The 18,611-nt window shown below is 70.5% G+C and carries 22 protein-coding genes and 2 pseudogenes; 9 read left to right on the forward strand and 15 right to left on the reverse strand.

The genetic code is table 11. From position 1 onward, the window contains the following. Window positions 1–109 precede the first annotated feature (109 nt). Window positions 110–757, forward strand: a complete 648-nt coding sequence (locus ABD811_RS02355; protein ID WP_344939899.1) for a hypothetical protein — start codon at window positions 110–112, stop codon at window positions 755–757. Beyond that, on the forward strand, window positions 754–1,179 hold the full coding sequence (locus ABD811_RS02360) for a DUF6210 family protein (RefSeq protein WP_344939902.1): 426 nt from the start codon (window positions 754–756) through the stop codon (window positions 1,177–1,179). The genes ABD811_RS02355 and ABD811_RS02360 overlap by 4 nt, the downstream gene beginning before the upstream one ends. A 69-nt stretch (window positions 1,180–1,248) precedes the next feature. Here ABD811_RS02360 and ABD811_RS02365 read toward each other — a convergent pair whose 3' ends face one another. From ABD811_RS02365 to ABD811_RS02420, 11 genes are all read right to left on the reverse strand, one after another. Beyond that, window positions 1,249–1,668, reverse strand: a complete 420-nt coding sequence (locus ABD811_RS02365; RefSeq protein ID WP_344939905.1) for an ATP-binding protein — start codon at window positions 1,666–1,668, stop codon at window positions 1,249–1,251. 468 nt (window positions 1,669–2,136) lie between these two features. Beyond that, complete coding sequence (locus ABD811_RS02375; RefSeq protein ID WP_344939908.1) at window positions 2,137–2,922, reverse strand: arginase family protein; 786 nt, start codon at window positions 2,920–2,922, stop codon at window positions 2,137–2,139. Window positions 2,923–3,028: 106 nt separating this feature from the next. Further along, window positions 3,029–3,511, reverse strand: a complete 483-nt coding sequence (locus ABD811_RS02380; RefSeq protein WP_344939910.1) for a DUF2252 family protein — start codon at window positions 3,509–3,511, stop codon at window positions 3,029–3,031. A 166-nt stretch (window positions 3,512–3,677) separates the two neighbouring features. Further along, window positions 3,678–3,971, reverse strand: a complete 294-nt coding sequence (locus tag ABD811_RS02385) for a DUF3817 domain-containing protein (protein WP_344939913.1) — start codon at window positions 3,969–3,971, stop codon at window positions 3,678–3,680. 2 nt (window positions 3,972–3,973) lie between these two features. Beyond that, window positions 3,974–4,441 carry a hypothetical protein gene (locus ABD811_RS02390; protein WP_344939916.1) on the reverse strand — a complete coding sequence of 156 codons (468 nt, stop codon included), beginning with the start codon at window positions 4,439–4,441 and terminating at the stop codon, window positions 3,974–3,976. Continuing rightward, window positions 4,438–4,773 (reverse strand): hypothetical protein, encoded by a 336-nt coding sequence (locus tag ABD811_RS02395; protein WP_344939918.1) that lies wholly within the window; start codon window positions 4,771–4,773, stop codon window positions 4,438–4,440. The genes ABD811_RS02390 and ABD811_RS02395 overlap by 4 nt, the downstream gene beginning before the upstream one ends. Window positions 4,774–4,810: 37 nt before the next feature. Continuing rightward, window positions 4,811–5,497 (reverse strand): DJ-1/PfpI family protein, encoded by a 687-nt coding sequence (locus ABD811_RS02400; protein ID WP_344939921.1) that lies wholly within the window; start codon window positions 5,495–5,497, stop codon window positions 4,811–4,813. Between the two features lie 1,565 nt (window positions 5,498–7,062). Further along, window positions 7,063–8,100, reverse strand: a complete 1,038-nt coding sequence (locus tag ABD811_RS02405; RefSeq protein ID WP_344939923.1) for a hypothetical protein — start codon at window positions 8,098–8,100, stop codon at window positions 7,063–7,065. Between the two features lie 470 nt (window positions 8,101–8,570). Then, entirely contained in the window at window positions 8,571–8,831 is a 261-nt protein-coding gene (locus ABD811_RS02410; RefSeq protein WP_344939926.1) for a DUF4235 domain-containing protein, read from the reverse strand. Continuing rightward, the gene (locus ABD811_RS02415) at window positions 8,828–9,289 is read right to left on the reverse strand and encodes a DUF3618 domain-containing protein (protein WP_344939929.1); all 462 of its coding nucleotides are present in this window, start codon (window positions 9,287–9,289) and stop codon (window positions 8,828–8,830) included. The genes ABD811_RS02410 and ABD811_RS02415 overlap by 4 nt, the downstream gene beginning before the upstream one ends. Further along, a complete protein-coding gene (locus ABD811_RS02420; protein WP_344939932.1) occupies window positions 9,286–9,750 on the reverse strand; it encodes a phage holin family protein in 465 nt (154 codons plus the stop codon). Before ABD811_RS02420 ends, ABD811_RS02415 begins: the two co-directional genes overlap by 4 nt. 772 nt (window positions 9,751–10,522) lie before the next feature. Between ABD811_RS02420 and ppnK the strand changes: the two are divergent. Next, a pseudogene (ppnK, locus tag ABD811_RS02425) lies at window positions 10,523–10,636 on the forward strand (NAD kinase); the annotation flags it as partial. A 187-nt stretch (window positions 10,637–10,823) separates the two neighbouring features. Here the strand turns inward: ppnK and ABD811_RS02430 are convergent. Further along, window positions 10,824–11,648 (reverse strand): alpha/beta hydrolase, encoded by an 825-nt coding sequence (locus ABD811_RS02430; protein WP_425549353.1) that lies wholly within the window; start codon window positions 11,646–11,648, stop codon window positions 10,824–10,826. Window positions 11,649–11,832: 184 nt separating this feature from the next. Continuing rightward, complete coding sequence (locus ABD811_RS02435) at window positions 11,833–12,081, reverse strand: hypothetical protein (protein ID WP_344939938.1); 249 nt, start codon at window positions 12,079–12,081, stop codon at window positions 11,833–11,835. An 85-nt stretch (window positions 12,082–12,166) separates the two neighbouring features. Between ABD811_RS02435 and ABD811_RS02440 the strand changes: the two genes are divergently transcribed. The 6 genes and pseudogenes from ABD811_RS02440 to fmdA all read left to right on the forward strand — a co-directional run bounded on the left by ABD811_RS02440 (window position 12,167) and on the right by fmdA (window position 16,944). Then, complete coding sequence (locus ABD811_RS02440; protein WP_344939941.1) at window positions 12,167–12,766, forward strand: TetR/AcrR family transcriptional regulator; 600 nt, start codon at window positions 12,167–12,169, stop codon at window positions 12,764–12,766. Window positions 12,767–12,883: 117 nt separating this feature from the next. Next, window positions 12,884–13,638 (forward strand): annotated as a pseudogene (locus tag ABD811_RS02445) (IS5 family transposase); the annotation flags it as partial. Between the two features lie 374 nt (window positions 13,639–14,012). Beyond that, window positions 14,013–14,375, forward strand: a complete 363-nt coding sequence (locus ABD811_RS02450) for a hypothetical protein (protein WP_344939945.1) — start codon at window positions 14,013–14,015, stop codon at window positions 14,373–14,375. Between the two features lie 305 nt (window positions 14,376–14,680). Beyond that, a complete protein-coding gene (locus ABD811_RS02455) occupies window positions 14,681–14,815 on the forward strand; it encodes a cation:dicarboxylate symporter family transporter (RefSeq protein ID WP_344939947.1) in 135 nt (44 codons plus the stop codon). Between the two features lie 509 nt (window positions 14,816–15,324). Further along, window positions 15,325–15,603, forward strand: coding sequence for an FmdB family zinc ribbon protein (locus ABD811_RS43875; protein ID WP_425549354.1), 279 nt, complete (start codon window positions 15,325–15,327; stop codon window positions 15,601–15,603). Between the two features lie 96 nt (window positions 15,604–15,699). Continuing rightward, window positions 15,700–16,944 carry a formamidase gene (gene fmdA / locus ABD811_RS02460; protein WP_344939950.1) on the forward strand — a complete coding sequence of 415 codons (1,245 nt, stop codon included), beginning with the start codon at window positions 15,700–15,702 and terminating at the stop codon, window positions 16,942–16,944. Window positions 16,945–17,026: 82 nt separating this feature from the next. On the opposite strand, the gene ABD811_RS02465 is transcribed toward fmdA, so the two are convergent. Then, window positions 17,027–18,169, reverse strand: coding sequence for an alpha/beta hydrolase (locus ABD811_RS02465; RefSeq protein ID WP_344939953.1), 1,143 nt, complete (start codon window positions 18,167–18,169; stop codon window positions 17,027–17,029). Next, entirely contained in the window at window positions 18,166–18,543 is a 378-nt protein-coding gene (locus tag ABD811_RS02470) for a DUF6069 family protein (RefSeq protein WP_344939957.1), read from the reverse strand. The genes ABD811_RS02465 and ABD811_RS02470 overlap by 4 nt, the downstream gene beginning before the upstream one ends. Window positions 18,544–18,611 lie beyond the last annotated feature (68 nt).

The following is an 18,611-nucleotide window of genomic DNA, read 5'->3' on the forward strand; positions in this document are numbered from 1 at the left end:
TGGTTCGTGCTTTGCCACTCTCGGCCCCATGCTGAGACGGCCGGTTCGCGACGTGGATGCCAGTGACAAGAGGCAGACCGGTTGCGGCGCCAGTTTCGCGATCGTCAGCGTGGACTTCGAACCCGCCGAGACCTACGAGTTCGTCGACACCGCGCCCGAGCGGATCCCCGGCAGGTCGCCGGCGGTGACCGATGAGGAGCGCTGGGCGGACATCCTGCGTTTTCACGCCGAGGACGTCCGCCACTTCAAAGACGTTTTCGCCGACGCCATGCGGGCGGAACTGGGAGAGGCCGCGGTCCGGGTGGTCCTGACGCGCTTCGTCCACCACACGATCGACAGCAGCGACCGAGGCTTCGCCGCGGCCGCCCGCCGGGCGGTGCGCGAACTGCATCGCAGAGTGCCGCTCGAACTCACCGAGCCGGTGCGCGGCGTGCGCGCCCGGGATTCCGGCACCTACTTTCGCGGCGACTCCTACTTCTCCGAGATCACCGTCGACTTCGAACCGGCGGAGAACTACGAGTTCGTGAGGCGGACCGATGCGAGGCGGGTGTACGCGGACGTCGTGGACGAGGGGATCCGAACCGAGATCGGCACCCCGCCCGTCCGGGTCGTCCTCACCCGCGTCAGCCGCCAGAACGTGGACGAACGCAGGTTCGGGGACGTCGTGGTCCTCGCGGTGCGGCAACTGCGCAAGCACCTGCGAGAAAGGGCAACGGGCACCGAGACGATCCGATCTGTGGAAGACGGTCTGCCATGAGCCTTCGCCGGTATGTCTTCCTGGACCCCGACGGCACAGCCGACGTCTGGCTGTACGTGGTCGTCGAAGCGCCGACAGGCGTCTTCTACCAGCAGCAGTACGGCGGTACGGCCTGTCGGCAGGGCCAGGTGGAGGGCTATCTGGTGCCCGTATACGGTCTCGACGCCCTGAATGCCCTGCGGACACTGTTCGAGCAGCACTTCCGCGGCGCCGGTACCTGGAATCATTCATGGTCGCCGGAGGAGCGCGACCGGCTCCGGGACGGTGTGGAAGGCGTCACCTTCTGGGCATGTGACGGATGGACCGAGGAACCCCACGCCTTGAAGCTGGACGAAAGCCGCATGGCGGAAGCCGATGAGGCCTGGATACCGGTGCTGACCCCGGACGGTCCAGGCGTGTTGCTGTGGTTTAACTCTGACTGAGCGCCAGCTACCCGCTCCTGATGACTGCAAGCCAACTCCCCCGCACTCGAACCCGTTGCGCCAGTTCCATCACGGCTCGGCAACCAACCGGCAGTCACCACGAAGCGATGACTGCCGAGTGGCTGCGGGCGCGAGCACCCGTGTTTCAGCAGGTACAAGACCCCCGCAACAACACCGACCCCAGAAACCGCGTCGCCACCCACTGCGCCGCCCCATCCGGCTGCACCGCCACCACCGGCGCCGTCTGCCCCTCAGCGGATTCTTCAGCGAGGACGGCCCGCTGCCCTGGTAGCGGTCAGGCGACCCCCGCCCCAGACCCCCGCCCCCGCCGCCCGCGGCCGCCTTGACGATCAGCGGGTAGCCGACGGACCGCGCCACCTCCTGGGCGTCGTCCAGGGTCGGCAGCGTGCCGTCGCTGCCCGGCAGCACCGGCAGCCCCGCGTCGGCCAGCAGGCCGCGCACCCGGGCCTTGTCGCCCGCGACCTCCATGACCTCGGGCGGCGGGCCGATGAACGCGATGCCGTGCTCGGCGCAGATCCGGGCGAAGTCGGGGCCCTCCGACGGGACGACGCAGCCTAATCACCGCACGAAACGATCCCGAGCCGCCGCACTCCCGCAGCCCCGCGACCGCCCGGCGGGAGGTCGGCAAGGTCATGGCTGACCACGAGGAGCGTGGCGCCGGGGGCGACCGCATCCAGCAGGCCGCGCGCCGCGTGGTCCGGCTGGCGCGGCAGCGGAAAGTACTGGGCCGTTCAACCCCGCCACACAAGCACCACGGCGACAAACGAGCACGACGCCGCAGGACCGGGGGCGGCTCTGGGATGCCGGGACCGCCGTCGCGGCCTTCCGGAGGGCGTGCAGTTCGGCGGCTTGCTCGGCGAGGGTGGCGGTGTAGAGCGGGCGGGCCGGGATGCTGCAGGACCGTGGGCTCGTGCCGGTCGGCAGGGGCTCGGCAGATCAGGTGCTCTGGCTTGGAGCCTCGTATCCGCTGATCAACTGGCGCAGCAGGTCGCTGCGACCCTGTTGGACGCTGTCTTGGGTTGTCGGCTGCCATGGGCAGGCGATGTCGAGCGCGGTGACCCGTCCCGTCTCCAGGATCCGGTGCACCGCCGCGATCACCTGGGCGGCCGGTGGGCCTCCGGGTGCCGGGAACAGCAGGGCGGGCAGGTCGTCGGGATCGGTCACGTCGACATCGACGTGCACGATCAGTGGGCCGTCCGGCAGTGAGGCGACATCCAGGTCGGCGACGCCGCTGCGCCGTATCGCGCTGGTCCGCAGGTACTCCGCCTCCGGCGGGTCCAGGTCCCGGGCGTCCACCAGGACGGTGCGGTCCTCGGCCACCGGGTGCAGGCCGAGCGGGCGGGCCAGCAGATCGGGGTGTGCGCCCAGGAGAAGCCGCAGCGCCAGTCCGCCGAGGTAACCGGAGGTCGTCGTGTCGAGGGTGTGCACGTCACCATGCGCGTCGAACCAGACGATGCCGGGGTGGACACCGGCCCGCTGAGCCCCGGCCAGCACGGCCATCCCGATGAGACAGTCGCCGGACAGCACGGTGGTCGGGCCACCGGCGCTGACGGACGCGGCGATCTCGTCCGCGGCGGCATCGTCGAGCGCGGCCAGCCGGCGCCAGATGTCACCGTCCGGCAATTCCGGATCCACCACCTGCAGGTCATCGGCGAGCGGCAGCGGGATGTACCCGTCGCTCAACCGCTCGTCCTGGTGATACGGAACGACGATCATGCCCATCGCGCCAGCCTAGGCGACCGGTGGCCCCGTGCGCATCCCCGCGTATGTGCTGGTAGCCCGTGCGTGACAAGCCCCCAGGGCGCGGGCCAAGATCCGTTGGTCCCACCTAGGCAGGCACCCCTTCGAGCGAGAGGCGTCCGTGCGCACGATCGCGCTCGATCAGGTCGTCGGCGCCACAGCCTCGATCACCGGCGGCCCGCCCAGCAGCGGCTGCGCCTCTGGGGCCCGCGTCCGCCACCGCCCGGCCGTCGCGGCGTCGGCCTTGTGAAGACTCCAGCCGCCGCCCCTCGTAGGCCCGCTCGACCTTGGCACGTTCCTGCTTGTCCAGCCGCCGCACGCCCGGCCCCGCGCGGAAGCGCCGCTCGTGCCGCTCGACGACCGTCTTGTCCTCCAGCAGCCCGATGCGGGTCGACGACACCGCCGAGACCAGCACCTGGCGGGCGTGCCCGTCGGTGTTGTCCAGGGTCAGCGCGAAGCCCTGGTCGTCGCCGTGCGCGGCGAAGGCGCGCACCTGGTCGACGTAGGCGCGCACGTACGTCTCGATCATCCGGCGGACGTCGGCGTCGGGCCGCCATCGCCGTCCACGCACCGCAGCCTTTGGCGGGGCACGTTGAGCCCGGCGGAATTTCCGCTTTCCTGTGCTTCTCCACTGACCGTCGCACGTGCTCGTCAACACGTCGACGTGCCGTGCTTCGTCGTTCACAGTGCCCTCGGTGGACGCCGGGGCGGTGCGAGGGTTCGACACCGCTGCGGGGTTACCTACGTGCGGCGGCCCCGGAGTCGCGCTGTGCCGCGCGGCGGTGCGGGGCTTGTAGCCGATGCACCGCGAGGAGACCGCCGACGCCGGGTAGAAGGGCGATCGCCTTTGTTGCGGTCGTGGCCTGCTTGAGGCGCCAGGTCGCGAGTACGACGAAAAGATAGGCGCAACCGTGGGCGGGCCCCATCAGGGACGAGATGGGCTTGAGGTGCGCGGTGGCCAGGTTCGCCAGCAGGACGATCAGTGAGACCAGCTCGGCGTGTGCGGCGACGCGCAGCGGACGAAGGTTCACGATCACGCTCCGGTCGTGGAGCCGGGCCGGATGATCATCAGCACGGTCACCGTGGCCCACAGCAGGTTGAAGACTCCGGTGAGCATGGCGAGACGGCCGGCCGCCGGGACGTCGGGACGGGGGCCGTCGTCCTGCAGGGCGGTGAGTTCCCGGTCCTGGGTGGGCAGGATCATCAGCGCCAGGACGGCGGCGGCCGCTGCGGTCAGGATGATCGACGCGGTCAGCCATCCGCTGCCCAGGACTCCGAGGCTGCTGGCCGTGGCGAACCCGAAGACGGGCACGGCGATACCGACACCCGCGTACACGCGGCAGATGCGGTGCAGCGTCCGCACTGTGGTGAGCGCGTCCGGGGCACCGGGGCCGTGATGGGCGCGACGCAGGGCCGGAGGGAACATGCTGGCGGCGACGGTGACCGGCCCGATGGTCACGATGGCGGCCAGGACATGCAGGGAGAGGAAGAGTTTCGTCACGGTCGGTGCTCCGAACCCGCCCGCGCGACGCGGCGGTGCCCGGTGACCTTGGAGCCGGGCAGGCGCCCCGCCCTGGAGGTGCCGGTCATCGTGTCGCCGTCGACCGCCACGGTGAAGGCGAGGTTCAGGCGCAGGGGTTTCGTGATGGCCTGCTTCCAGGTGAGCCGGTCGCCGTCGAGGACGATGTCCGTCAACGGCACCGTCTCTCCCGCGCCGTGGGCGAAACCGGTCAGGACCCCGTCCTGGTTCCGGAGTTCGGCCACGGCTTCGATCTTGCCGATGGGGGTGGAGACGATCAGGTCCCACGTGCCTTCAACGGAGTTGCTGGGCATGTGAAGCTCTTTCTTACGGCGTCGTGGAAGGGTGTGGTCACAGAGCGGCGGGCGCGGGTCCGTGGTGGCGCCAGACGGTGCCGCGACGCTCGTGGGCGAACAGCTCCCCGACGGCGTGGGCGATCCGGGGCCCGATCTCGCGCTCCAGCAGGTACAGGCCCAGATCGAGCCCCGAGGTGACGCCGGCGCCGGTGACGAGGTCGCCGTCGTCGACGACACGGGCGCGGACCGCGTGCACGCCGGTGGCCTCGAGCAGGTCCAGGCCGAGATGATGCGTGGTGGCATGGCGGCCCTCCAGCAGACCGGCCATGGCCAGCACGAGAGAGCCGCCGCACACCGCGGCGACGGTCACCTCCGGACGATCCATCGCCGCTTTCAGCAGCGTGGGCAACTCGGTGGTCAAGGTACGGCCCAGGAGTACGGGGATGGGCTCGTCCTGCGTCCTCTGCCCCGCGTCTACCTCGTCGGGGACCTCACCGGGCTCCCCCACGCGACCCGAGGCACCGGGGACCAGGACCAGGTCCGCCTTTTCGGGGTCCAGGGCTGCCGTGGCGCGCAGCGCCAGGCCACCGGTACCGCTCACCACCTCGCGCGGTCCCTCTGCGGAGACCAGTTCCACACTGAACGCCTCTCCGGAGGCGGTGCCTCCCGCGTACAGCACTTCGTAGGGGGCGATGACGTCCAGCGGATCGAAGCCGTCGAACAGAACTATCTGGCTGCGCATGCAATGCCCTTCACTTACGGGAATGGCCGGGTCCGCACCCCGGCGCCTCCCGAAGGTATTGGGGGTGCCGCAGCGGCTCCCAGTGGCGTGAGTGCCATCTTTCAACGGGAAATCGCCACCGTGGGCAGATGCCGGATGACCTGGCAAGAAGGGCGTCACCTGGCTCAGACGATCCGGGTTCTACTGGAGCGGAGGGGTAGCTTTCCGCCATCCACATCGTCGCGGTACGCGCGCTGAACCAGCGATTGTCTTACTCAGCGTGATGTTCGGCGACCGTAGGTGAGCATGGCGTCGTTGCACGGGCCGGCGGCCCAGGTCGGCCGGCCCGTGCAACGGGTTGAGTGGTTCGCCGCCGAGGTGGGCGTAGCGGCACGGCTTCCAGCGTCGCCTCTGGCATACCGTCCCGGCGAACATGACATGCCCGCCGAGCATGCGGATGTGCCAAATGCTCGGCGGGCGGTCGTGCCCACTGGCGGCAGGTGTCGGTTACCTGCCGCTGCCGGGCGGTGGTTATGTTCGTCCTGTCCCAGCCCGTATGCGGGTCTTCATCCGCCGCTGGCCGCCCGAGGCGCTCCCCCGGCCACCAGATCGGGTCGGCGTGTCCGTAGCCTCCCGTCGCTCGTGCCCAAGCATGGAACGTCGCCGCGTCCGCTCCCTGGACGCGGCGATGTTTCGCGCAGGCAGGTGGACCGGAGCTCTGCAACAGCCACCGCGTCGTTCCCTTTCGGCCGGTGACGCGCGCTACGCAGAAGACCGTCTGCCCGAACGACGGGTGGACCACCGACTCGATGGCGCTGGTGACCGGGATCACCGTCCAGCCGCAGTCAGGGCATCCGACGCCGCCGCGGCGCACCGCAGCCACCCGGCACGTGCCGCCCGCGCCGCGTCCCCGGCGGGCAGCCGGAACCGGACCCGGCCGCGGGCGGCGCGGCCTGCGCCAGTTCGGTCAGGGACGGATACAGGCCAGTCAGCAGCGCGTACAACGCCGGCCCAGCAGGTTGATGGGCTTGAGCACCTGGGCATCAGGCCAACCTCGCGTCCCGGCGAATGACGCGCTGATCACCAACCGGTACGCCCGGACGCAATCCACCACCTCGCCGACCCCAGCGACCAGAAGACCAACGAGAGTCTCGCGCTACATCTCCCCCGGCCGCTACACAACGCAAGACCGGCTGACAGCACGACGACACCCGTCGGGAACGCATGTGGCAATCAGCCGAAGCCACGCCTCCAGCACCGGCGAGCCCCGCCGAGCGGAAAGGCACACTCAACAAGAATCCCGCCGCGCACGCGCGCCCCCTCACTCCCGGCGGGGGCGGCGTGGATGAGTTCGACAAGCCCGACGTCTTCCGCACGGCGGTGCAGGCGCGGCCCGCGTGCTCCGCGCCGCGACCTGATGGTCACACCCGGCGCGGAGCAGTTCCCACCACCGAAGCAACAGCGAACTCCTGCAACCGGCTCTTTCGCCTCGTCAACGCGATTCCCGACGTCGACCGGTTCCAGCGAGGACCCGATGTCCCCGAGCCCCATCCCACCGCGTTGGTCGGGCCGACGCCCGCCGGAGGTCAGGGGCGGGCGGCTCGGCGCCAAGAGGACAGCAGCCGGGCGGCCGATCCACCCACCGGTCCGACGGCATCGGCCAATGTGCGCGCGTCCGGCAGCCGGGCCTGCTCCACGGCGGGTACGGCCCCCTCGGCCGAGGTGATCGTCGAGGAGCAGACGGCCAGCAGATAGTCGGGCACACGCAGAGCCGGGTCGAGGCAACCAACGACCGGAGTACCGACCGCGACGACGAGCGGGAAGACGGTGCCGGGTATGCCGATGGCCGCCTCGGCTCGAGCCGCCGCCTCCACGGACGGTACGTCGCTGATCTCGTAGCGGTCCCACAACGCCGGGTTCTCGCGAGGGTGCAGTCCCACGACGATCCGCTTCCCGGCCGCCTGCAGCCGGGCGGCCGCGTCCAGCAGCAACTGGGTGCCGGGCGCCGCGCCGCCGGTCTGATCCGGATAGGTGACGCTGGTGAGCACGAGCACGGTGTCCGGCTGCGGGTCGCGTGCCGGAAGGGCATCGGTCTGCGGCGAGCCCACCACCTGGATCGGACGGTGCAGGCCCAGGTACCCGGCGAACGCGCGCGCCTCGGCCGGGGACGACGAGGTGATCGCGCGTAGCCGGTGGCGCAGTTCGCGGGCCCGCGGCGCCTCGACCGGGTTCAGGTAGGCCAGCGAGCTCGCCGCCAGGCGCAGCCGGGGGAAGCGCGCGGCCATGTCGGCCGGCCAGTCCGAGGCTCCGGTGACCACGAGCAGGTCGGCCCGAGGAGCGGTCTGCGGGGTCGCGACCGGTACCGATTCACCGGGCGCGATCTGCGAGTAGTCGGGTACCAGCTGCGTCAGCAGGTAGCCGCGGCGCGCGGCCTCGGCCAGCAGTGGCCTGACGTGATAGGTGCCCCACGGCTCGTTCGTGGCCACCAGCACCCGCAACGGATCGTCATCGTGGCCGCCAGGGCTGGCGGTCGCCGCCGTGCCGGTCGCCGCGAGCGCGGCGGTGGCCGCCGCGCCGAGGACCAGCCCGCGGCGGGTGACCCGCACCACGGCATCGTCGTTCATGCTGCGAAGGCTAGCGTTCGTGATCAACGGTGAGGTGAAGTTCCGGCGGCCGGCCACAAACCAGCATGTAGACGCCCACATCGGTGCTCGTGCCGGCCCGCGGCGGCCGCCCGCGGCCCATGGCCCTGGGCTGCGGCGCTCAAGCATCCGCACCGCAGGGCTTACGAACGCTGTCGGTCGGCCCGCCCAGCACGCACCGGCCCCGGCACCTACCCCTGCGACGACGCCCGCACCGTACGGACGTCCTGGACGATCCGAACGACGCGTGCAGTGCCGACCAACGCTCAGATCAGAGGTTGGCCGGTGGACCGGAGCGCGTCCCCGCACGCCATGCCCGTTGTCGTCGAGGCCGCCGGATCGCGGAATTCGACGCACGATTCCCGGGATGCCGGGCCCGACGAAGTGTTTTGGCCGCCCGGTGACCGGGGCACCGCAGACCTCCGGTCACCGGGCGGGGCATCAAGAACCCGTCACGAACGCCTTCGGCCATCGTGACGGCGAAGCAGGTAGCCGTGGTTGAGGGCGGCCTTGACACCGCCGACGATCGCGCCCTGCAGCGCGGCCGCGGCCACGATCTCGACCCAGCCGCGGTCCATGTCCCCGGCGTCGGGGGCGTCCCGCTGGCCGGAGACCAGCCGCCAGGCCCGCTTGAACACCGCACCGGCGATCAGACCACCGGCCAGCCCCAGAGCCGCCGATACCGGACGGGACATCGAATCGGCCCGGCTCATGACCGGCTCCCGCGACGCCACAGCCACACTCCGGCCCCCGCGCACACCGCGACCGCCGCGACCAGTGCCTCCGGCCGCTCCCCGACCGTCTGCACGGTCTTCCGGCTGGTACGCGCCGTCGTCCGGCGAACCGGCTCGGGGATCGCCTGGGCGGCCTTGGTCACCGGCACGGCCACCTGCTGACGCGCCTGCGGCGCCTTGTGGCGGACCGTCCGGGTCAGTGTGCCGAACGTGCCGGCGGCCTGCTCCCGCAGCTGTTCGGCCTTGTCACGGGCGCGGGCCGGCACATCGACTTTGCGCATCAGAGCGTCGACCGTTTCACTCAGCCCTTGGCGAGTCTGCTCGATGTCCGCCTCCAGCGTCTGACGGTCCTTGCTCCGGCCCGCGCCTCGGTTGGGGGTCGCCTTCTCGGTCGCCTGCCCGCGGGCAGCGCTCGCCCGAGAGTTGCCGTGACTCATCGAGAATGCCTCCGGTGTAGATGATCTTTGATCTCGTGCACGTCCTCACGTACCGATGCGGCAGCCGCGGCGGGCGCCGGGGGCGTCGCCCGGTCCAGCCTGTTACGGCCGGTCAGGGCCAGCACTCCGGCCAGGGCCAGCAGCACCACCCCGACGACCAGCGCGGCCGCCCATACCGGCCACACCACCGCCAGCCCGGCGACCGCCGCGCCGACCAGCGCAGCGCCGCCGTAGAAGGCGACGGCACCCGCTCCACCGAACAGACCGGCGCTCTTCCCCGCGTTCCTGGCCTTGCCGGCCATCTCGACCCTGGCCAGCTCCATCTCCTGCCGCACCAGTTCGCCGATCTGCCGTCCCGCCTGCGCGACCAGCTCTCCGGCCGAGGCATCCGCCGACGCGCCGTCAAGCGACACGTCGGCCGGCCGGTGGCCGGGACGCTGGTCGCCCCTCACGCTCACCATGCCTGCACCACTTTTCCTTCGCTTGGGGGTTTGCTTTTCTGCTGTTGGTGCGGCGGGGTACCCGGTGAGCAGGCGAGCTAACACAGAACGTCATCTGCGAATGGCGGCCGAGCGCCGGCATTCGCAGATGACGAGACGAGCGGTGCCCCTGACCCAGCCGGTCACGCTCGCTGCCAGCGAGATGACGCTCGCAGGGATGTCGATGACGATGACGTGCGGGCTTTTGGACCACCACCGCCCTCCCCCGCCGCGACTCAGTGTGCGCTGCGTCGCCAACTCGACCCGGCACCCGGGGCCCGGGCGTTGTTGACGGCAGGCAGGGACGGCCATCGCCGTCGCCACGGCCAAGGACGGGCGAGCAAGACGAGCATGAACCTGTCGGCCCACGCGGCCCACCTACTGCGGACAACCGAACGAGACGAGCCGGTGGCGCCGGTCGACCTCCCCCGCCGCCAACCACGAACACGCCGTTCGCGGTGAACACCATGGGACGTCCCACCCGGGCCGTGGAAGAGTCCTGCGCGGACTGGACTGCCACGCGAACGAACTGGACAGGCGCCACTGCGCCCCTCCGTGATCGGCTCACCACCAGGCGAAACAACGTCCCGTAACACGGGGATCACAGCCGTCCTGACAGCCCGCCCAGCCTGTACGCCGCGATCGGGTGGCGGCCGGCCTGCCGCTGGTCGTCGGCGGGATCGCGATCCTGGGCACGTTCGCCGCCCTGCGGCTGCTCACCCTGGGTACGGAGGGCGGTGGTCGCACCGGTCGCGGCGCCCGCGTGGAGGTCCGCCGGGGCGCGGCGCGGGTCCGGCTGGCGCGCCTGCACCTGACCCCGTTCACCAACCGGCTGGTCACCAAGTTCGGGCTGCCGATCACCGGTTGACGCGGCCGCCTCCACCAGCCCCGCGGCCGCTCTTGGCGGCTGCACATCTTCATCATGCTTGGCCTCACCAGGCCCGGTTCCGCGCCGAGTCGCATCACCGCCATCGACAGGGCTCTGAGCGCTGGCGAGTTCCCGTCCGATCAGGGTGATCGGACGGGAACTGTGTTCGGCCGGGTGCGGGGCGTCCTCAGAGCAGATTGGTGAGGACGGCAGCCAGGGGCTGCGGGTCCTTGGGACCCAGGTGGGGTGCTGCCAGCGAACGGACCTCGAAGCGGTTGCCGGGTGTGGCCTCGTCCGCTTCTTTGATCATTCGGTTCTGCAGGGCGAGAGGGATCGCCCGGTCGCGGGTGTAGCGAACGTAGGTGCGCGGGATCCGGCCCCAGGCCGCCGGGGTGCCGCGGGCGTCGTCGGTGACCACCGTGGTCGACTCGTCCGGCTCGAAGGTGTTCAGCGCGGCGAGGAAGGAGGCGTCGTCGTACTCCGCAGCCAAGGCGGCCTTGGCGGCGGCGAGGAAACCGGGGTCGGCGGAACGCCAGTTGGTGCGGCTGACACCGAGCCGCTCAGGCGTCGGGATGCTGGGGATCAGGGGAAGCAATGTGGTGGAGGCCTGCGGAGTCTGGAAACAGTCGATGACGCTGCGTAGCCGGACGCAGCAGAACGCTGACAGGTACACCAGCCGCGCGATCAGATGGGGAACCTCGTCGCCCACGCGAGTGATCGTTGCGCCTCCCATGCTGTGACCGACCAAGATGACGGGTCCGTGGCGCGCCGCGCTGCGTACGGTGGCCACGACATGGCGGACGTTGTCGGCGAGGGTCGTCCGGGCCAGCACAGGGGACGGGGCGGCGGCGAAGGCGGCCAAATCCTGCGGAGCCTGGTAGGACGCCGGGAAATTGCCGTCCGGGCCGTGCCCTGGCAGATCCACCGCCAGCGCCCGATGGCCCGCCTCGGAGAGGGCGGCGACGAGCGGGGCGAACGAGGCGGCGTTCCCGTTGGCGCCGTGCACGAGCACGAAGGTCGGCTGGTCGCCGCGGCCGGGCGGGCAGGTCGCCGCGTTCGACGTACCCGCCGTGATCGCGCTCGCGCCGCCCGCCCCGCCCAGGATGGCCGCGGCTCGCAGCAGGCGGCGACGGCCGGGCCTGCCAGGCGGGACGTGCTGTTCGAACGGACGGCCGGCGTGCGGAGCGGTCGGCGTGTCAGACATGCGTCCGCCTCTGGGCACCGCGCCTGACCAGGGCCCAGACGAGCAGCGCCAGACCGGCGGCGCCGACCACCAGGTCCGTCCACTGGGGAAGCCCTGCGGCGCGGAGCAGGCCGGCCACACCGAAGCTGGTGTCCGCCAGCGCCTGCGTTACGGCCGACCCGAATCCCTGGACGAACAGGACGGTGCCGAGGATCCAGCGGGCGCTCTGCCAGCCGGTGTCGCCCTTCCGATTCTTGCCCATACGCGTCTCCTTCGACGGCGTTCCGATGCGCTTGTATCGGAACCTAGCATCGTTCCGATACAAGCGCATCACTTAGACTCGGAGCGTGCCCAGACAGGTGGATCACGACAGCCGGCGCCGGCAGATCGCCCAGGCGGTCTTCGAGCTCATCAGCGAGCAGGGGATGGAGGGCGCCACCCTGCGGGACGCCGCGGCGCGGGCCGGTGTCTCCATGGGAGCCGTCCAGCGATGCTTCTCCACCAAGGAGGAGATGGTCGCCTTCGTGATGGACTACATGAACCGGCGGATCACCGAACGCGTCCAGGCGCGGATCTCCGGTTCCGCGGAGCCCGAGTCGGCCATGACGATGCTGGAGGAGACGCTCGTCGGGATCGTGCCGCTGGACGAGCCGAGCCTGGCCGAGACCAAGGTCTGGCTGGCCTTCACCGCCCAGGCGGCCGTCAATCCCAAACTCGCCGCCGTCCAGCGCGAGCATTACGCGGGCCTGGCGGAGCTGCTCACCCTGCTCATCCGCGTCGCCCAGGACGCCGGGCACGCCCGCCCCGGCCTGGACCCCGCCCAGGAGGCGGACTCATTGATCACATTCACGGACGGCCTGAACGTCCAGATCCTGGTCGGACGGCACACACCGGAGTCCGCTCTGACCACCCTGAACCGCCGGATCACCGCACTGCGCACAAACTGATCCCGGCAGGTCATCACCGCGAGAAACCAGCCGACCCAACAGCCCACTCTCGCACGACGTGAGCCCACTGTCGCCAAGGTGCGGTTAGCTGGTCGGTTGATGTGGATCATGTAGGGCGTGGTTCGTCGTCATGAGCTGACCGAATGCCGAGCGGCAGGTGCTGGAGCCGTTGCCGCCCAGGCAGCGGATCGGGCTGATGACCGGCGGCTGCTGAAACGGGATCGTGGTCAAGTTCCGTTCCGGGGTGGCCTGGCGGGATGTTCCCGGACGCTATGGTTCCTGGCGGTCGCTGCACACCCACTTTCGCCGCTGGGCCGCCAACGGGACGTTCACGCCGATGCTGCAAGCCGCCCAGGCCCGCGCCGACGCTGCCGAGGACATCGACTGGCTGCTGTCGGTGGACTCCGCCATCGTGCGCGCCCACCAGCACGCCGCCGGCACCCGAAAAGGGGGCGGCGGGCGCTCGGCCGATCGCGGGGCGGGCTGACCAGCACACTCCACCTGGCCTGTGACGGCAAAGGCCGGCCGCTGACGTTCGTGGTGACCGGCGGCAACGCGGGTGACTGCACCCAGTTCACCGCTGTGATGGCCGGCCTTCCGGGTCCCGCGGCTTGGTCCGGGCCGCCCCCGCGTGCGGCCCGATCACGTGATCGGCGACAAGGGATACAGCACCAAGGCCATCCGCGCCTGGCTGCGCGAACGCGGCATCGGCGCCACCATCCCCGAACGCGCCGCCCAGGTCCGCAACCGACTGCGGCGCGGCCGCCGGTCTTCGACAAGCGGGTTTACCGGCTGCGGACGAGGTCGAGCGCTGCTTCAACCGGCTCAAGCAGTGGCGCGGCATCGCCACCCGCTACTGCAAGACCGCCCGCTCCAGGGGCACGGTAGATGGTGCCAGCCTTGACGAAGGCGGGCGCCCCGAAATGGAAGCCGCACCCGCACCACCCCAAGCCAGTCAACCCCCGACCCTGAGGTGGCGCGGCGCAGGGGCGATGTCAGACAGCCACAGTGATGCTGCGGTTGCTGGTGTGGAAGCTGGCAACTGCTAGAACATCCGGCCAGAGGTGAACACGGCTTGGACGGAGAACGCGCTGGTGGCGGTGGTATTGGGTAGGGCGGGGTCGCGGTCGGGGGGCGGTCGGTCCGTTGCGCGCCGTCCTCGCGGGAGAAACGAGCACGGCAGGGTTCGGCGGGCGGAGAGTGGGCAGTGCACACGGGCACAATCTGGTAGCTGGAAGGAGACGTTGTGAAGTGGATCATCTCTGCTGTCGTGCTCGCCGCGACGGCCACGTTCGCGACCGGCGGTGCCGCGCACGCGAGCGCCGGCAAGGAGCCCGTCAGCCGGGAGCAGTACCGGACGCTCATCAACCAGTGCCGGTATGCGGAGACCAAGGCCGCTCGCCAGGACTGCCGTGCGGAGGCCCGGAAGACCTACACGATCGGTGCCTGGAACCCCACCCTCAACTGCCGCACGTATTCGAGCGTGACCGTGTGCGGCAGGCTCCACCTCAGCGACCGCCAGCGGGCCTGTGTGCGCGACTTCGTACAGCGCGGCCTGACCTACGACCGCTCCGAGGTGGAGTGCTACGCCTTCCTCAAGCACAACTAGCGCGGCGCACTTCGATCGCCCCAAACGCAGCAGGCACGGCGCGTTCCCCTCGACCCACGTCATAAGCTTCCCGCGCGCGATAGCGAGCTGCACGGCGTAAGGCTGCGCTCTCTCAAGGCGACCTCACCCTCGGCGACGCCCCGGTCAGCGGGGCGCGGCGTGAAGGCACGGCAGGTGACGCCGCAACTGCCGACGTCCATGCCCGGCATGGGTTCAACCGGCCGCGAGGGGCCGCCCCACCAAATCGGCAGGATGTTTCCAGGGACACGACCTCGGCGTCGGTCTAGCAGGCCCCCAGGTGTACGGTGCACGTCCTGATCGCGATCGTCATCGGCATCGTGCTGGGCTGGCGGTGGCCGGACCTCGGCCAGGCCATGGAGCCGATCGGGATGACCTTCATCACCGCGATGAAGATGCCCATCGGCCCATCGTCTTCCTGACGATCATCGGTGGCATCGGCGGCGAGATCGTTTTGACGCATCGCTACCGGCCTTCCCAACCGCCATCATCGAATTAGCCCCGGCTGGCGGATTCGCGCCGGGGCGGAGCCGAGCCTGGTGGTTTCACGCCTTCCGCTGTTTCGAGCGACCGTGCGCTCCCCGGCTGGTCTCGGCGGGCGGCGGCAGGCAGCGGCAGGCGGGCGTGTTCGTTTCTTCCGCTGTTCCGGCCCCCGGGGCGGCCGACGGTCGTGTGCACCATCATCTGCGGCACCGCACCGGCAGCCGCGCCGGGTTTGATCGACCTGCCGTGGTCGATTGCTGGGCCGGGCGGCGGGCAGCGCACGACACGGTCGCCGTTCTCCCTGGCGCTGGCGGCACGCTCTGTCAGCGCATGCGTACGACCGTCCGTCACCCGATCACTCATTTTCCTCATGATTTACCCAGATAGCGGACACTCGACGCATATCGGGGAATGGCGTGGTGTGGAGGGCCCTCCCGCGGAGGTGGTCATGGCGACCTATGAATACGCGTGTCCCGGCTGCGGCGCCTTTGAGGTGCGGCTGGCTCTCGGCACCGCGCCGGCGGTCCACGACTGTCCCGTGTGCGGGTGCGGATGCCGGCGTTTGTTCTCGGCACCGGCATTGACGCGCACGACCAGGACCGCACGGGAGAGCCGTGAACGTGAGGAGCGGAGCCGGGAGGCGCCGGACGTGGTGTCCGAAGTGCCGCCTCGCCGGCGGACCGCCTCTAGGCCCCACCCGGCGTCGGCTCAACTGCCCCGGCCATAGGACGAGCCGTCGTCGTGGAGCACCGCCGTCCCGGGGTCCGAGCCAGCGGTGAACCCCCTCCCAATCGGAAATCGAGCGAACGCAGGGGGAATGACGATGCCTGACGTCATATTCCATGTTGACCAGTCGAAGTCGATGCGCGATCAAAAGATCCCCGGGCACAACAGGTGGCACCCGGACATTCCAGCCGCCAATTCGGTGCGGCCGGGTGACGAGTTCAGGATCGAGTGCCGGGACTGGACCGACTGCCAGATCGGCGACAACAACTCCGCCAACGACGTACGCGACGTCGACCTGAGGCAGTGCCACATGCTGAGCGGCCCGATCCGCGTCCAGGGCGCCGAACCCGGTGACCTGCTCATCGTCGACATCCTCGACCTCGGGCCCATCCAGCACACGGGCCAGGTCGCGGGTGAGGGCTGGGGCTACACCGGCGTGTTCGCCAAGTCGAACGGAGGGTCGTTCCTGACCGACTACTACCCGGACGCCCTCAAGGCGGTCTGGAACTTCCACGGGCAGCAGGCCACCTCACGGCACCTGCCTGGCGTCCGGTACACCGGCATCACCCATCCCGGACTGTTCGGCACCGCCCCGTCGGCGGATCTGCTGGACCGGTGGAACCGCCGGGAACAAGCCCTGATCGACACGGATCCCGACCGGGTGCCGCCTCTGGCGCTGCCTCCCGAGCCCGGCGGCGCGCTCGCGGGCCACGCCTCCGGAGACGACGCCGAGCGCATCGCGCGGGAAGGCGCGCGTACCGTGCCGCCACGCGAGCACGGCGGCAACCAGGACATCAAGAACTTCAGCCGCGGTTCGCGCGTGTTCCTGCCGGTCTTCGTTGAGGGCGCCAACCTCTCGGTGGGCGACCTGCACTTCAGCCAGGGCGACGGGGAGATCACCTTCTGCGGCGCGATCGAGATGGGCGGGTTCATCGACTTCCACGTCGACCTGATCAAGGACGGCATGGCGAAGTACGGCGTCACCACCAACCCGGTCTTCATGCCGGGCAACGTCGAACCCAGGTACTCGGAGTTCATCAGCTTCGTCGGCATCTCGGTGGACCCCCACGACGACACGAACCTCTACATGGACGCGACGACGGCCTACCGGCGGGCCTGCCTCAACGGCATCGAGTACCTGAAAAAGTTCGGCTACACGGGCGAGCAGGCGTACCTGCTGCTCGGCTCGGCGCCCGTCGAAGGCAGGATCAGCGGAATCGTCGACATCCCGAACGCCTGCTGCACGCTGTACCTGCCCACGGCGATCTTCGATTTCGACGTGCGCCCCACCGCGGACGGTCCGCGGACCGCCGACCGCGGGCAGTGCGCCGTCACCTCCTGACAACCGCGATCAGCGAGAGCGCGCACCGACCCGTGGCCGCGTGGGACGCCCCCGACCGGCCTGGGCGTGCACCCCGCCGATGTCAGCCGACCTCGCGGTCCGGTGCGGATTCGTCCGCCGGGGAAGCGGACGACAGGACCCGGGCAGTGAAGGCGTCGATGGCGTTGACGACGGCGTCGAAACGCAGCGAGTGGAACAGGTCGAAGGCGTGCTGCCCTCCGGGCAGTTCGGCGTAGACGACCGGCTGGGTCGACAGCTCGCGCAGGCGTTCGGCGAAGAGCCGAGCGCCTTCGACCGGGGCGACGGTGTCGTGATCCCCGTGGGCGATGAAGAACGGCGGTGCGTCCGGCCGGACCTGGGCGATGGGCGAGGTCTGCGGGCCCATGCCGTAGTAGGGGCCGTAGTAGCCGCCGAGGCCGATCACCGCCGCGACGGAGGTGTCGACGTCGTCGAAGCCGGGCTGGAAGGCGGGGTCGTTGGGGGTGAAGGCGGCCATGGCCGACAGGTGGGCGCCGGCCGAGCTGCCGGCCAGGACGATTCGGTCGGGGTCGGCGCCGTAGGCGGGGCCGTGCCGGCGAACCCAGGCGATCACTCTCTTGGCGTCCACCAGGTGGTCGTGGAAGGTCGCCTGCGGCCGCAGACGATAGTTCGCGCTGACGCACACCCAGCCCTGGTCCGCCAGACGGTACAGCAGGGGCAGGGATTGGCTGTTCTTCCGTCCTGCCGTGTAGCCGCCGCCATGCAGATGGATCAGCACCGGGGCTCCGGTGGGCCGCGAGCGGTGGCGGTAGAGGTCCAGCAGGTTGCGCCTGCCGGCCGGGCCGTAGGGCAGGTCGGGAATCCGCTCCACAGCACGGCGGCGGCGAAGGAAGGGGCTGAGCAGGATGCGCCCGTACGGAAGGCGGCGCGAGACGGGCATCGGCCCCATGGCGCGCTGCACGGCGGGCAGCGCCTGGCGTCCGCGCCAGGCCATCAGGCCCAGCCCCGCCATGGTGACGGCCGCCGCAACGACGGGGACGGGCGAGGCGAGGTCGCCTTGGACGAAGGCCAGGACGGTGGCGGCCAGCAGCCAGGCGATCGCGACGAAGGGCAGTTCATTGAGGGCCACGCCGAGGCGGAAGCTGAGCATGGCCAGCGGTCGGGGCCGTCCCGGCGCGGCCAACGCGAACAGAGCGCAGATCGCGAGGAGGACCAGGGTGGTCAGGTACCCGTAGGGCAGGTTCACCGGCGCACCAGCCCGAGGTAGAGCACGGCGGCGACGACCAGATGCAGCAGGGCCAGCACCAGCGCCGCGGCGACTCCCACGGCGTTGCCGAAGGGGCCCGTGAGGGACAGGGCGAGCACGGCCAGAGCGATGATCGTCCAGGCACGGCCGGGCCGGGGCGTCCATCGCTCCAGAACGGCCAGGAGCGCCCAGCCCGCGAGGCCGACGAGCAGGCTCGCCACCGCGACCGACGCCGGACCGATCGTTTGCGTGCCGCCGTCCGTCCGCACGGCCGGCGCGGTTCCCGCCAGAGGCACCGCCAGGGTCCACACGGCCAAGGCGGCTGCGGGCGCCCCGGCCACGGTCAGCAGGGATCTGTTGACAGAGGTGTTCATGCCGGTCAGCCTCGCCCGGTTGCCCGGGCCGCCACATCAGGCGGGTGGTCGCGCGCTGTCCAGCACCG

It is taken from the genome of Actinomadura miaoliensis (assembly GCF_039536785.1).
GTDB lineage: Bacteria > Actinomycetota > Actinomycetes > Streptosporangiales > Streptosporangiaceae > Spirillospora > Spirillospora miaoliensis.

What these genes read in the sequence shown, in the direction of transcription:
- ABD811_RS02360 (WP_344939902.1), top strand. Translation starts at nt 754, where the DNA reads ATGAGCCTTCGCCGGTATGTCTTCCTGGACCCCGACGGCACAGCCGAC.
- ABD811_RS02365 (WP_344939905.1), bottom strand. Translation starts at nt 1,668, where the DNA reads ATGGAGGTCGCGGGCGACAAGGCCCGGGTGCGCGGCCTGCTGGCCGAC.
- ABD811_RS02375 (WP_344939908.1), bottom strand. Translation starts at nt 2,922, where the DNA reads ATGGGCATGATCGTCGTTCCGTATCACCAGGACGAGCGGTTGAGCGAC.
- ABD811_RS02395 (WP_344939918.1), bottom strand. Translation starts at nt 4,773, where the DNA reads ATGCCCAGCAACTCCGTTGAAGGCACGTGGGACCTGATCGTCTCCACC.
- ABD811_RS02400 (WP_344939921.1), bottom strand. Translation starts at nt 5,497, where the DNA reads ATGCGCAGCCAGATAGTTCTGTTCGACGGCTTCGATCCGCTGGACGTC.
- ABD811_RS02405 (WP_344939923.1), bottom strand. Translation starts at nt 8,100, where the DNA reads ATGAACGACGATGCCGTGGTGCGGGTCACCCGCCGCGGGCTGGTCCTC.
- ABD811_RS02410 (WP_344939926.1), bottom strand. Translation starts at nt 8,831, where the DNA reads ATGAGCCGGGCCGATTCGATGTCCCGTCCGGTATCGGCGGCTCTGGGG.
- ABD811_RS02415 (WP_344939929.1), bottom strand. Translation starts at nt 9,289, where the DNA reads ATGAGTCACGGCAACTCTCGGGCGAGCGCTGCCCGCGGGCAGGCGACC.
- ABD811_RS02420 (WP_344939932.1), bottom strand. Translation starts at nt 9,750, where the DNA reads ATGGTGAGCGTGAGGGGCGACCAGCGTCCCGGCCACCGGCCGGCCGAC.
- ABD811_RS02435 (WP_344939938.1), bottom strand. Translation starts at nt 12,081, where the DNA reads ATGGGCAAGAATCGGAAGGGCGACACCGGCTGGCAGAGCGCCCGCTGG.
- ABD811_RS43875 (WP_425549354.1), top strand. Translation starts at nt 15,325, where the DNA reads ATGGCGACCTATGAATACGCGTGTCCCGGCTGCGGCGCCTTTGAGGTG.
- fmdA (WP_344939950.1), top strand. Translation starts at nt 15,700, where the DNA reads ATGCCTGACGTCATATTCCATGTTGACCAGTCGAAGTCGATGCGCGAT.
- ABD811_RS02470 (WP_344939957.1), bottom strand. Translation starts at nt 18,543, where the DNA reads ATGAACACCTCTGTCAACAGATCCCTGCTGACCGTGGCCGGGGCGCCC.